The organism is Enterovirga sp., from assembly GCF_028290205.1.
In the GTDB taxonomy this organism is placed as follows: domain Bacteria; phylum Pseudomonadota; class Alphaproteobacteria; order Rhizobiales; family Beijerinckiaceae; genus Enterovirga.
In genome coordinates this window covers 1-12,665 of the sequence record NZ_JAQGKF010000054.1, presented here as the reverse complement: position 1 = coordinate 12,665, position 12,665 = coordinate 1, and the positions used below count along the sequence as shown (strand labels likewise).

13 protein-coding genes are annotated in these 12,665 nt (G+C 70.6%); 1 reads left to right on the top strand and 12 read right to left on the bottom strand.

What is annotated here, in order from left to right:
* Window positions 1-146: 146 nt before the first annotated feature.
* The 11 genes from JWR86_RS03785 to JWR86_RS03735 form a co-directional block, all read right to left on the bottom strand.
* Window positions 147-317, bottom strand: a complete 171-nt coding sequence (locus tag JWR86_RS03785) for a hypothetical protein (RefSeq protein WP_299560952.1) — start codon at window positions 315-317, stop codon at window positions 147-149.
* Window positions 318-335: 18 nt separating this feature from the next.
* Window positions 336-1,304, bottom strand: a complete 969-nt coding sequence (locus JWR86_RS03780; protein WP_299560958.1) for a formate dehydrogenase subunit gamma — start codon at window positions 1,302-1,304, stop codon at window positions 336-338.
* 74 nt (window positions 1,305-1,378) lie between these two features.
* Window positions 1,379-1,975, bottom strand: coding sequence for a formate dehydrogenase FDH3 subunit beta (fdh3B, locus tag JWR86_RS03775; protein ID WP_299560949.1), 597 nt, complete (start codon window positions 1,973-1,975; stop codon window positions 1,379-1,381).
* Window positions 1,976-1,986: 11 nt separating this feature from the next.
* Entirely contained in the window at window positions 1,987-4,929 is a 2,943-nt protein-coding gene (locus JWR86_RS03770) for a formate dehydrogenase subunit alpha (protein WP_299560946.1), read from the bottom strand.
* Window positions 4,930-4,936: 7 nt separating this feature from the next.
* Window positions 4,937-5,155, bottom strand: a complete 219-nt coding sequence (locus tag JWR86_RS03765; protein WP_299560943.1) for a formate dehydrogenase — start codon at window positions 5,153-5,155, stop codon at window positions 4,937-4,939.
* A gap of 33 nt (window positions 5,156-5,188) precedes the next feature.
* Complete coding sequence (locus tag JWR86_RS03760; RefSeq protein WP_366914536.1) at window positions 5,189-5,797, bottom strand: molecular chaperone TorD family protein; 609 nt, start codon at window positions 5,795-5,797, stop codon at window positions 5,189-5,191.
* A gap of 280 nt (window positions 5,798-6,077) precedes the next feature.
* Window positions 6,078-6,788, bottom strand: a complete 711-nt coding sequence (locus tag JWR86_RS03755) for a DUF3306 domain-containing protein (protein WP_299560937.1) — start codon at window positions 6,786-6,788, stop codon at window positions 6,078-6,080.
* Window positions 6,775-7,314 carry a DUF3305 domain-containing protein gene (locus JWR86_RS03750; protein WP_299560934.1) on the bottom strand — a complete coding sequence of 180 codons (540 nt, stop codon included), beginning with the start codon at window positions 7,312-7,314 and terminating at the stop codon, window positions 6,775-6,777. The genes JWR86_RS03755 and JWR86_RS03750 overlap by 14 nt, the downstream gene beginning before the upstream one ends.
* A complete protein-coding gene (locus JWR86_RS03745; RefSeq protein ID WP_299560930.1) occupies window positions 7,311-8,324 on the bottom strand; it encodes a DUF6352 family protein in 1,014 nt (337 codons plus the stop codon). Before JWR86_RS03745 ends, JWR86_RS03750 begins: the two co-directional genes overlap by 4 nt.
* Window positions 8,321-8,890, bottom strand: coding sequence for a DUF6505 family protein (locus JWR86_RS03740; RefSeq protein ID WP_299560927.1), 570 nt, complete (start codon window positions 8,888-8,890; stop codon window positions 8,321-8,323). Before JWR86_RS03740 ends, JWR86_RS03745 begins: the two co-directional genes overlap by 4 nt.
* Entirely contained in the window at window positions 8,887-9,609 is a 723-nt protein-coding gene (locus JWR86_RS03735; RefSeq protein ID WP_299560924.1) for a biotin/lipoate--protein ligase family protein, read from the bottom strand. The genes JWR86_RS03740 and JWR86_RS03735 overlap by 4 nt, the downstream gene beginning before the upstream one ends.
* A 165-nt stretch (window positions 9,610-9,774) precedes the next feature.
* Between JWR86_RS03735 and JWR86_RS03730 the strand changes: the two genes are divergently transcribed.
* Window positions 9,775-11,760, top strand: coding sequence for a 4Fe-4S binding protein (locus JWR86_RS03730; protein ID WP_299560955.1), 1,986 nt, complete (start codon window positions 9,775-9,777; stop codon window positions 11,758-11,760).
* A gap of 33 nt (window positions 11,761-11,793) precedes the next feature.
* On the opposite strand, the gene JWR86_RS03725 is transcribed toward JWR86_RS03730, so the two are convergent.
* On the bottom strand, window positions 11,794-12,665 hold an 872-nt coding region (locus tag JWR86_RS03725; RefSeq protein ID WP_299560921.1), incomplete at its 5' end, for a c-type cytochrome.

Below are 12,665 nucleotides of genomic sequence, written 5' to 3'. Positions count from 1 at the left end.
CGCCCCGGCCGCCGGCGGGGAACCTGCCGCAGGCGCGGACGGATCGGTCGCAGGGCCCTGCGCGCTGGCGCCGGACAGGGCCGCCACGGAGGCCAACAGGCTCAGGAGAACCACGGCTCGCATCGGTTTCGTCCCTTTCGGAGCGCTCAGATCCGTCCGGTCCAGGCCGGGCCGACCAGGTTGTGGCCGGGCTCCGACACGCGGGCTCCGGAGGTGGTGTAGGCCATGTAGGCCGTCTTCTGGGTGGCCGAGAGGAGCGCGGCCGCGCCGGCCCCGATGGCGAGGGCGGCCACCACCGCGAGAAGGATCGTCTTCATGGGAGCTCCTGTGGGGCGCTATTCGGCCGGAATCGGCCGCGACCCGCCGAGCTGCGGTCCGCTCGCGGTCTTCGCCTGCTGCTCTTCGACCCAGAGATCGTGATGCCGCCGGGCCCAGGCAAGATCGACCTCGCCGGACCCCATGGCGTCATACGCGCCCTCCATGCCGAGCGAGCCGATGTAGATGTGCGCCAGGATCGCGGCCACGAAGAGCACGCCGATGATGGCGTGGATCGCCTGATTGAGCTGGATGCCGTTCACGTCCACGGCGGAGATCGGGAACATCAGGATGATGCCGGTGACGGACATGGCGATGCCCCCCAGCATGACGATCCAGAACACGATCTTCTGCCCGGCATTGAACCGCCCGGCACTCGGATGGGCATCGCCGAGGAAGCCGCCGCCGGCCTTCAGCCAGGCCGCGTCCACCCGGTTCGGGATGTTGTCCCTCAGCCACACGACCATCATGAACAGGATGCCCAGCATGAACGGCCACGCCAAGTAGTTGTGGGCATACTTGCCCCATTGCGACAGCGCCGAGAAGGCATCCGGCCCAATCAGCGGCATGAGGATGCGCTTGCCGAAGATGTAATTGAGCCCGGTCAGCCCCAGCACGATGAAGCTCGAGGCCGTGAGCCAGTGGGTGAAGCGCTCGAAGGTGTTGAAGCGCAGGATCTTGGTGCCCGATTCCTCGCTGTGGTCGAGGCGCACGCGGCCCTTGGTGAAGTAGAAGATGACCAGCGCCAGGAGCATGCCCAGGATGGCGATGCCGGCGATCCAGGGCAGCCAGCCCTCCCGGAAGGTGCGCCACTCGCGGCCCTGCGGCTGCTCCAGCGTGGCGGCCTTGCTATCCGGGATGGTGACGCGCCCGTCCAGCCGCTCGAACTCACGCAGGAGCTGCTCTTCGTTCACGGCCCGGGTGGTCGGATTCTGTCCGCTTGGCGAGCCGGGCTGAGGCTGGGCCAGGACAGCGCCCGCGCTGAGCACGAGGGCTGCGAGGGCGATCCGGATGGTGTGGCTCACGAGGGCTCCCCGCCTGTTCTGTCGCGCTGACCCGCCGCCTAGATGGCGACCGTCTCCCGGTAGGCCGTCTTCCAGCCCCACGCACCGGAGCCGTAGCCGCGCCGCACGACCCGCTCCTTGTAGATCTGGGCGATCACGTCGCCGTCCCCGGCGAGCAGCGATTTGGTGGAGCACATCTCGGCGCAAAGCGGCAGCTTGCCTTCGGCCAGCCGGTTCGAGCCGTATTTCTCGTATTCGGCGGTGCTGAGATCCGCCTCGGGCCCGCCCGCGCAGTAGGTGCACTTGTCCATCTTGCCGCGCGAGCCAAAATTGCCGACGCGGGGATATTGCGGGGCGCCGAAGGGGCAGGCGTAGAAGCAGTAGCCGCAGCCGATGCAAAGGTCCTTCGAGTGCAGCACCACGGCATCGGCCGTGGTGTAGAAGCAGTTCACCGGGCAGACCGCCGCGCAGGGCGCGTCCGTGCAGTGCATGCAGGCCATGGAAATCGAGCGCTCACCGGGCTTGCCGTCGTTCAGGGTGACGACGCGGCGCCGATTGATGCCCCACGGCACCTCGTGCTCGTTCTTGCACGCCGTCACGCAGGCGTTGCACTCGATGCAGCGATCGGCATCGCAGAGGAATTTCATGCGGGCCATGGTTCAGGTCCTCAGGCGGCGCGGATCTGGCACAGGGTGACCTTGGTCTCGTGCATGCCGGTGACGGGATCGAAGCCGTAGGTCGTGACGGTGTTGACGCTCTCGCCGAGCACCACCGGATCGGTCCCGGGCGGGTAATTGCCGCGCTGGTCGACGCCCTGGTACCAGCCCGAGAAGTGGAAGGGCATCCAGGCGACTCCCCTGCCGACGCGCTCCGTGACAAGCGCCTTGACCTTGGTCTTGGCATCGTTCTCCGGTCCGAGCACCCACACCCAGGACCCGTCCTTGATGCCGCGCTCGGCCGCGTCGGTCACGTTCACCTCGACGAACATGTCCTGCTGCAGTTCGGCGAGCCACGGGTTCGAACGGGTCTCCTCGCCGCCGCCCTCGTATTCCACCAGCCGGCCGGAGGAGAGGATGATCGGGAACTGCTTCGAGATCCCCTTGTCGACGGCCGCCTTCTGGACCGAGAAGCCGATATTGGGCAGCCGGAACTCGCGGGCATCCGGCCGGGTCGGGTACTTGGCGACGAGGTCGGGGCGGGGCGTGTAGATCGGCTCGCGATGCACCGGCACCGGATCCGGCAGGTTCCAGGCATTCGCCCTCGCCTTGCCGTTGCCGTAATGCATGACGCCGTGCTCGAGGCAGACCCGCTGGATGCCGCCGGACAGGTCGATCGCCCAGCTCACCGTGTCCGGATTGGCGCCGCCGATCCGCGTGATGGTGGCGCGCTCCTCGGCGGTGAGGTCCCCTTCCCAGCCGAGCTTCTTCAGCATGCCATAGGTGAATTCCGGATACCCGTCGGTCAGATCCGAGCCGAGCGAGAACGAATCCTCCGCCAGCAGCGTCTGCCCGTTCCGCTCGATGCCGAACCGGGCCCGGAAGCAACCGCCGCCGTCCTTCACGTGCAGATTGGTGTTGTACAGGATGGGCGTTCCCGGGTGCCGGATCTCCGGCTTGCCCCAGCACGGCCAGGGCAGGCCGTAATAGTCTCCGCCCACCTCCGGGTCGTCCTTCGGCGCCCGCAGCGTCACCAGGTCGAATTTCGCCTGGTTCTTCATATGCGCCTTCAGGCGCTCCGGTGACTGCCCGCAATAGCCTGTGGACCAGCCGCCGCGATTGATCTCGCGCAGCAGGTCCTCGGCCGACGGGACGTTGTTCTCGACCTTGATGTTCTTGAACATCTTGTCGGCGAAGCCGAGCTTCTTCGCCAACATGTACATGACCTCGTAGTCGTTCTTGGACTCGAAGGCAGGTTGAACGATCTGCTCGCCCCATTGCAGGGAGCGGTTGGATGCGGTGCGCGAGCCGTCCATCTCCAGCGAGGTGCAGATGGGCAGGAGGTAGGTGCCGTTCTTGCGGCCGCTGATGGCCGCGAAGGTCGTCGGATGGGGGTCGGCCACGACAAGAAGATCGAGCTTCTCCAGCGCCTTCACCATCTCCGGAATCCGGCTCACGGTGTTGCCGCCGTGGCCCATGACGATCATCGCCCTGAGCCGACCCTTCTGGTCGATCTGATCCTCGGGCAGGTTCGTGGCGTCGGCCCAGCGGGTCGAGGTGATCCCGGGCGTCTCCATGTTCTGCTTCTTGGTGCGGGCCGGCCGCCCGGCTTTGGCCGGCACCTCGTCAAACTGCGCCTGAAGCCAATCGTAATCGACGTCCCAGACCCGGGCCCAATGCTTCCAGGCGCCCTCGACCAAGCCGTAATAGAGCGGCAGCGTCGTGATATCGAGGCCGAGGTCGGTCGCGCCCTGCACGTTGGTGTGGCCGCGGAAGATGTTGGCGCCGGTGCCCGGCTTGCCGACATTCCCGGTCGCGAGGCACAGGATGCAGAAGGCCCTGACATTGGCCGTGCCGACCGTGTGCTGGGTGGCGCCCATGCACCAGATCAGGGTCGCGGGCTTCTCGTTCGAGAACTGGAACGCGATGCGCTTCATCTGCGCCTCGGGCACGCCCGTCACCCGCTCCACCTCGTCGGGGGTCCACTTGGCGACCTCCTTGCGGACGTCGTCCATGCCGTAGACCCGCTGGGCGATGAAGTCCTTGTCCTCCCAGCCATTCTGGAAGATGTGCCACAGCATCCCCCAGATCACCGGAATGTCCGTGCCGGAGCGGAACCGGACGTACTCGGTCGCATGCGCTGCGGTGCGCGTGAAGCGCGGGTCGCAGACGATCATGTTGCCGCGGTTGAGCTCCTTCGACGCGAGCAGATGCTGCATGGCCACCGGATGCGCCTCGGCGGCATTCGAGCCGATGAAGAGCATCGTCTTGGCGTTGCGAATGTCGTTGTAGGAATTCGTCTGGGCGCCATAGCCCCACGTATTCGCGACGCCCGCCACGGTGGTCGAGTGGCAGATGCGAGCCTGATGGTCGATCGAGTTGGTGCCCCAGAACGCGCCGAACTTGCGCATCAGATACGAGGCTTCGTTGGTGAACTTGGCGGATCCGAGCCAGTAGACGGAATCCGCGCCCGATTGCTGGCGCAGCTCCATCATCTTGTCGCCGATCTCGTTGATGGCAACGTCCCAGCCGATCTTGGTCCACACGCCGTTGACCAGCTTCAGCGGGTATTTGAGGCGGCGCTCGCTGTGCACCAGCTCGCGGATGGCCGCGCCCTTGGCGCAATGGCTGCCGCGGTTGATGGGGCTCTCCCAGCCCGGCTCCTGCCCGACCCAGACCCCGTTCACCACCTCGGCCTTGACCGTGCAGCCCACGGAGCAATGCGTGCAGATGTTGGTTTTGATCTGCACGGACGGCCCGCTGACGGACGACCCGGCGGCCTCCGCCTTGCGGACGGCGCCGAGCTGCAGCGAGCCGAGCGCGGCGAGCCCGCCGGCCGCGAGGCCGGAGCGGCGCAGAAACGAGCGGCGGTCCAGCGTGCCGGAGGCGAGCCCCGCGGCCAGACCCTGAAGCTTGGCGCGGCCCGCATCGCCGCTTTTGCGCTTTGTCAGCATGGCGATCTCACTTCCTGACCGTCTCGTAACCGTTGGTCCGGTAGAAGGTTTTCACGTGCTCGGTCTCGCGATAGCGCGACTTCGATTCCTCGGCCCCCGGATCGTAGGCCTGCGCCACCGTTGCGGTGAGCGGCGACACGGCGGCCGCCACCGCGACGCTGGACGCCCCGCCGACCGCGCCGAAGAACTTGCGCCGATCCATCGCCTTCGCGTTGTCCCGTGCCATCTGCGTCTCCTCTGCGATGGACCGACCCGCGGGTCAGGCCTCCATCGCGAATGCCTCGGCCTCGATGTCCAAAAACAGCCGGCCGAGCGCCCCGACATGGCTGTAGAAGCGCGCGGACCGAGCCGTTTCCAGGTCGGCGAACAGCTTGCCGGCCCAGGGCTGAACGTGGCCCGCGAAGAACCGGGCGTCCGACCCCGGCGCGGCTTCGAGCCGTCCCGATGCCAGCCCCGCCATGGTGTCGAGCAGGATCGCGAGGTGATCCTCGGGCTCGCTCACCGCCTCGCCGCGCTCGACCCCGAGCGCGGCCATGTCCTCCCGGACCCGGGCCAGCGGCCGCTCGTTGAGGAACCCGGTCAGGTAATAGGAGGCGTAAGGGAGCAGCTCGCCCCGCCCGACGCCGATGAAGAGGTCAAAATATTCCCGGCTCACCGCGTCCGGGTCCGCTGCCCGGGCCGCGGCGGCGAGCGCCCCGTGTGCGCGCCCGAGCGGGCTCTCGTCCCCCGGCAGCTCCGCGATTTGACTCAGCAGAGCCGCATTGGGCGCGCGGCCGAGGAGGAGCGACAGGAGGCCGTAATGCTGGGCCCGGACAAGGTCGATCTCGTCCACCCCGGCGGCGCCGCCTGTATCCACGTCCTCTGCCAAGCCCGGCTCCTCGCCTGGATCGAGATCGGGCCCCAGCCGGAACGGCGACACCTCGGTTTGAGCTTCGATCCCCTGCCCACGACCGGCCGGGGCACGCCGCGGGGTTGACACCGAGGGTTGCGAGATGGCGAGCGAGCGCGCCGGGGCACCGAAGCCACCAGCTGCCGCAACCACCTCCAGCAAACCCTCTCCGCGCATATCTGCCCCAGGGTGGCGTGACGCTTTTTCGGCCACGCTTTCTAGTCATAATGCCCCGTTATGGGGCACACAAGAGTTGGAATTAGTCGAACTTTGGTCTAGCCGCGCCGTGTCGGCGTGCGCCGGAGGCCGGGCCGGCAGCGTCGGACGGCGGGCCCGTTTGAGGCTCCGCGCCGGCCAAATCGGCGCCCGAGGCCACCGGAATCGGGCCGCTGGTCTGCACGTCCTGGGCGAGCCGGTGTTGCGGCTCCGCGCCGCCCTCCGACTCCCGCGCAGGCGCCCCGTCCCGTTCGGCCGCGGGCTCCGGATGCGCCGTCGCATCGGCGTCTGCCCCGGAGAGGACGGGCTCGGTGCCGCTGTCCGGGTCGGGTTGGAGCCGGGAAAACAGACGCCCCAGCGTGCCCTCCACGTCATCTCCGGGCAGGAGCGGCCCGGAGACCGGGACCCCGCCGGGGACGTTCCAGTCGTAGGAATAGTCGCGCGCCTCGCCGACGAAGTCCCGGATGGCCGGATCCAGCGTCCACATGCGCCGGAGCGCCGCCTTGCGCAGCAGCACCGGGACGCCGGACCGCAGGAAGGGGGCTAGGTCGCTCTGCGCCGTGAGGTCCTCGGGGCGCGGCAGGGCCGCCAGTTCCGCCTCCGAGAGTTCGGCCGCCCCGGGGGATGGCGCCGCGGGCGGCGCGAGGGCGTCGGCCGGGCCCGTTCCGGCCTCGGCCGCCGGCTCGGGCGGGGCGGCCCGCGCCTCGTGCTTGCGCCGGGACCAGCGCGACAGAAAGCCGTCACTCCGGCTCATGGGAGCCCTCTCGCCTGCGCCGGCCGTCGCCGCGCGCCATGGCCTCGCCGTCCTGCCGGTCCCGCTTGCGCTTGAAGAAGGTCCGCTCGACGTGGAAGGCCGCGACAAAGGCCGCGACCTCGCGCTGCACACTCTCCGGCATGGGCACCGCCTCGACGATCTCACCGATCCCTTCGGCCATCGACTCGCCTTCGTAGGGGTCGGCCGACACGGTCGCGACCTCGTGCTCCTCGGGGCCGACAGGCCGCAGGGCGACCCAGAGGGAGGGCCGGCCGGACGCGAGGTTGTCGCGGTAATGCGACGTCTCGCTCGGATGCAGCGCGATCTCGTGGGCGCCGCCGTAGAACAGCTCCTCGCGCTCGTCGCCGCCGAGCCGGGTCCAGGGCGCCGCGTCGGCGGGCGCGGGCAGAATGGCGACCGGCAGCCAGGCGTGGCTGGCCCAGGGGCCGGCGAGCCGGCGCTTGCCGACCACCACGCCGACCGAAATGCGGCCGGCGGGCTGCGCCGGGCTGGAATCCGCGCTCATCCTGGCCTCCGGCCATCCACCAGCGGCAGGCCCACCACCAGGTTCTGCGGCTTCATGAGGACGCGGCGATCCGGGGTCATGGCGAGGAGCAGATAGGCCGGGTGGCCGGCCACCTCCGGCCGCAGCCGCGCCTCGCCCGGCCGGAATTGGAGGCGGAACAGGGCCAGGAGCCGCCCCAGCGCATCCTCGGCCAGCGGCTCGCCATTCCACACGGCGTTGCCGATCCGGGTTCCCTCCGCGTCGAGCCCGACAAACCAGCGCCAGTCCCGATCCACCACCTCGGCCACGGCCTCCACGTCGACCTCGAGGTGGAGGAGGTGGCGGATCCAGGCCTCGATGGCGCGGGCCAGGCCGGCCCGGGATTTCGGGCTGGCCGAGATGTTCAGCGCCATGGTGAAGGCGTCGGACCGGCTCCAATAGGTCCAGGCGTTGCCGTCATCGAGCACGTCCAGCTCGGCCCGGGGCAGGCGCCCCAGCATGTCGGCGAGCGGCGAGGGCGCCCTGCCCTGCTCCTCGGCCTCGATGACCTCGGCATCGGCCAGGATGGCGGCCCCGTCCAGCAGGGTCACGCGCTGCGGCCGGAAGAACAGCTCGGCGGCCCGGAGCACATAGGGATCCTGACACTCGTCCAGGGCGTTGCGCAGGATCAGGTGGACGAGCTGGTTGAGAAACAGCGGCGGCGTCTGGGGCAGCGGCGAACGGACGAGGCCCAGATAGGCCGCCTCCACGGTCGGGGCCGCAAGGAGCCGGTCCCGAAACGCCAGCATCAGGGTCCAGTTCTCGCGCGCATCCGCGTCCTCCAGCGCCGCCACCTCGGGCGCCGCCACAGGCCGGCGCGGCGCAGCGGACAGGGCCGCGTGCAGCGCCCGCTCCGCCCGGCAGGCCTCCGGCGGGGGCATCAGCTCGGGCCGCGCCAGATAGGCGAGCAGCAGGTCGTCCGTGACCCTGAGCCCGCCGCCCTCCGTCCGGCCGGCCAGGTGGTGGCCGCTCGAGACCCAAAACTCCCTCACCGTCCCCCCCTGTCGGCCAGCCCCAGGAGATCGACCCGCTCCTCGGGCGCGTCCTCGTCGACCTCCACCAGCGCGAAGGCGCGTGCGTGCAGGTGGAGTCGATCGGCGCCGGGCGCCTGCGCGCCGGCACGCGGCACAAGCGTGCGGAACTGCTCCCGGATCTCGCCGTCCGCGGCGGTGCGGTGCATGGCCAGCACGCTGTTGATCTCCGGGCTGCAGAGCGAGGCGGCCACGGCGAGTTCCTCGCGGGCGGCGCCCCGGGCGAGTTCGTCGCTGGGCGCCCCGAACTCGCGCCGGATATGGCGGGTCAGCTGCTCGACAGCCTCCTCCAGCTCGCCCTCGCTGGCCTCGCTGACCACCACGAGGGTCGAGAAGCCGAGCGATCGCACGCCGACGAAACCGGACCGGAAGGCCGCGAGGCGCTTGCCCGTGAGTCCGCCGACATCGACATCGGCGAACAGGAAAGACCCGGTGACGGCCCATTCGCCGGGCTCCGCCGCATGCTCGAACACGAACGTGTCGGACGGGTCGAGCCGGATGGTGCGCGGCAGCCGCATGCTGCTCACAGCCGCGGCCCCTGGCTCTGGGGGTCGAGCCAGGCGGGCGAGCGGAGGGCCGCCGCGAAGCCCGGCTCCGCCGCCGCGGCGATCTCGCCGGCTGAGCCAATCAGGCCGCGCCGCTCGGCCGGCAACCTGGCCAGGTAGGTCGCCGCCCCGGCCTCGAACCCATCCTCCCGCCACAACACAAAGCCCCGCAGCAGGTGCCGGGAGAAGGCCTCGGCCAGCCTGACGCCGTCCTCCGGCGCAAAACCCTCCTCCTCGAGCGAGGTCGATCCCGGTGTCAGACCCGGCTCCCCGGCCCGCCGCTTGGAGGCAATCAGCGCGCCCGAGAAGACGAGCCAGTCGGGGACCTGGTCCTCGGCGCAGCCCTCCGGCCAGCCGAGCCGGCCGCCGCCGAGCCGGGCGCCGTCGAACCGGATGGTCGCCGGCCACTCCACGGCGAGCGGCTTTTCGGGCGGGGCAACGGAGCCGAGCGCATCAAGCAGCGCCGCCATGCCGATGAAGAAGGCGCGCCGCGCCGTCCGGAGCGGCTCGTCCGGCTCCAGCACCACGGCCAGGTCCAGCGTCTCCTCGCCCGGGCTCCACACGAAGGTTCCGGCGCCGTCCTGCGCAGCCAGCCGGCAGGCCCGGGCGAAAGCCCCCGCCCCGGCTGGGACCGGGACGAGCGAGTAGGCCGGGGGAAGCTCGGGCCCACGCGCCTCGCGCGCGGCCGCCAAGTCGGTCATGCGGTGCGTCCTCCTGCGCAGCCCTAGCAGCTTACGTTCGAACGATTCCAGTCTTACAATGAGCGCGGGAAGCGGCGATGCTGTCGCAGCGTCCCGTTGCCCTCACGAGACCTTACGTTGCCCAGCTCCGTCCGCGATCACTTCGTCTGCTCCTGCGAAGGAACCATGCCGCTCGACGCGGCTGTTCTCCGGGCCGGATGCGGCGGCGAGTTGCACCTCGCCGACCAGCTCTGTCGGCGCGAGCTCGACCGCCTGAAGGCCGCGCTCGCGGGGGGCGCGGCCGTCACGGTGGGCTGCACCCAGGAGGCGCCGCTTTTCACCGAGGTGGCCGAGGAACTCGGCCGCTCGGACGGCATCGTGTTCGCCAACATCCGCGAGACCGCGGGCTGGTCGCGGGACGGGGCTGCTGCAGGACCGAAGATGGCCGCCCTTCTGGCCAGCGCAGCCGAGCTGCCGCCGGCGGTCGCCAGCGTGGCGATGCAAAGCGCCGGGGTGGCGCTGATCTATGGCCGCGACGAGGTCGCGATCGAGGCGGGGCGCCGGCTCGCCGAGCACCTGGACGTCACCGTCCTTCTGACCCGCCCCGACGGGGTGGCTCCGCCGCGCGCCACCGAGTTCCCGGTTCTGCGCGGCACGGTGACCAGCGCCAAGGGCCATCTTGGGGCCTTCGAGATGCGGATCGACGATTACGCGCTGCCCCTGCCCTCCTCCCGCCAGAGCCTCGCCTTCGGGCCGAGCCGCGACGGCGCCACCTCGACCTGCGACCTCGTGATCGATCTGTCCGGTGGCGTGCCGCTGTTTCCCGCCCACGAGCTGCGGTCCGGCTATCTCCGGGCCGACCCGCGCGATCCGGCCGCCGTGGCCCGGGCTCTGTTTGCGGCCTCCCACCTCGTGGGTGAGTTCGACAAGCCGCGCTTCGTGCAGATGCGCGAGAACCTGTGTGCCCATTCGCGCTCGCGCATCACCGGCTGCACGCGCTGCCTCGACGTGTGCCCGACCGGCGCCATCACGCCGGCCGGCAACCACGTCGCGATCGACCCCTATATCTGCGCCGGCTGCGGCTCCTGCGCGGCCGTGTGTCCGACCGGGGCGGCCGCCTACGGGCTGCCGCCGGCCGACGCAGTGGTGCGCCGCCTGCGGGCCCTGGTCAGGACCTATCGCGAGGCCGGGGGGCGTGACGCGCTGGTGCTGTTTCACGACAGCGACCATGGCGCGCCGCTGATCGAGGCGATGGCCCGGTTCGGCGAGGGCCTGCCGGCCCATGTGCTGCCGGTCCTGGTCAACGAGACGAGCCAGATCGGGCCGGAGGCCCTGGCCTCGCTCTTCGCCTACGGGGCGTCGGGGGCGGCGCTGCTGCTGCGCGGGCGGCCCCAACACGATCCGGCTCCGATCCGCCGGGTGGTGGACCTTGCGAACACGGCTCTGGGCGCGCTGGGCTACGGGGCCGACCCGGTCCGCGTGGTGGAGACGGACGACCCGGACGGCCTGCGGGCGCTGCTCGAGAGCTTTCCCCTGGGCCGGCCGACGGACCGTCCGGCCTCGTTCCGGGTGGCGAGCGAGAAGCGCGGCCTGCTGGAACTCAGCTTCCGCGAACTCCATCTCGCAGCCCCGAACCCGGTCGAGTTGGTGCCGCTTGCGGCCGGCGCTCCCTTCGGTGGGCTCCTGTTCGACACCGAATCCTGCACGCTGTGCCACGCCTGCGTGGGGGCCTGCCCGACCAACGCCCTGTCCGACGATCCCGACCGGCCGCTTCTCGCCTTCAACGAGAGCCTGTGCGTGCAATGCGGCCTCTGCGCCCGGACGTGCCCGGAGGACGTGATCACCCTCCAGCCCCAGATCGACTTCGCCGCGTGGCGGGACGGCCGGCGGATCGTGAAGGAGGAGGAGCCGTTTTGCTGCATCACCTGCGCCAAGCCGTTCGGCACGCGCAGCGCGATCGAGGGCGTGATCGCCAAGCTGCGCGACCGCCACTGGATGTTTTCCGGCCCGGCCGGCCACGACCGCACGCGGGTCCTGCAGATGTGCGAGGATTGCCGGGTCGAGGTCGTGGTGGCCGAAAACCTCGATCCCCACGCGCGGGAGCGCCCGGCGCCGCGCACCGGCGCGGACTATTTTGGCAAGCCGCCGGGATGGGACGGCGACACCGCCTGACCGGCTGGCCGGCCCGCCGGCCGCAACCGCGTCCTAGGGGCGGGTCGCGCCCTCCAGAAACTCGATCAGGGCCGCCCGGTCGCGGTCGTTGGACACGATCTGCTCCGGCATCTTCGTGCCCGGGGTGTAGCGCGAGGGACCGAGCTCGAAGAGTTTGCTGATCGTCTCGGCGCTCCAAACGATGTCGAGCTGCTTCAGCGCTTCGGAGAACGGGTATCCGGGCGCGGTCGCGATGCGGCGACCGAACACGCCGTGCAGCGTCGGCCCGGCCCGGTTGCCGCCGTCCGGCGTCAGCGTGTGGCAGGCGGCGCAGGCCTGAAACATCTCCGCGCCGCGGCTTCCCGTGAACCCGGCCAGCATGTCGGTCGGCCGCTCGAGCGAAAGCGGGCCGACGGGTTCGCCGCTGACCGCATTCCAGCGGCGCACCAGCCGGTCGCTGCCGCCCGTCAGGATTTCGCGGCCGTCCGGCCGGTAGGCGAGCGACCAGACCGGCAGGCCCGGCCCGACCAGGTGGAACAGGATACGGGCCTCGGCCCGACTGATCACCGCCACCGCGCCGGCCACCGTCGCGGCCGCGACCCGCGCGCCGTCCGGCGAGGCGGCGAGGGCGATCACCGGCCCGCGTGGCAGCTCGACAGCGGCCCGCAGCGCGCCATCCGGCCCGAGGAGCCGGACGATGCCGTCCGCGCCTGCGGCCGCGATGCCGCCGTCGGGGGTGGTCGCGACCGCGTTCAGCGGCGAGGGCAGTGTGACCACGGCTGGGGCTTCGCCCGGCTGTGCCGACCAGATCCGCAGGGTCAGATCGGACCCGGCCGAGACCAGCCGCCCGTCCGGCAGGAACGCGACGGCGTTGACGTTGCCGGCATGTCCCTCCAGCGCGCGCCCCTCGCCGCCCGAGAGGGGCC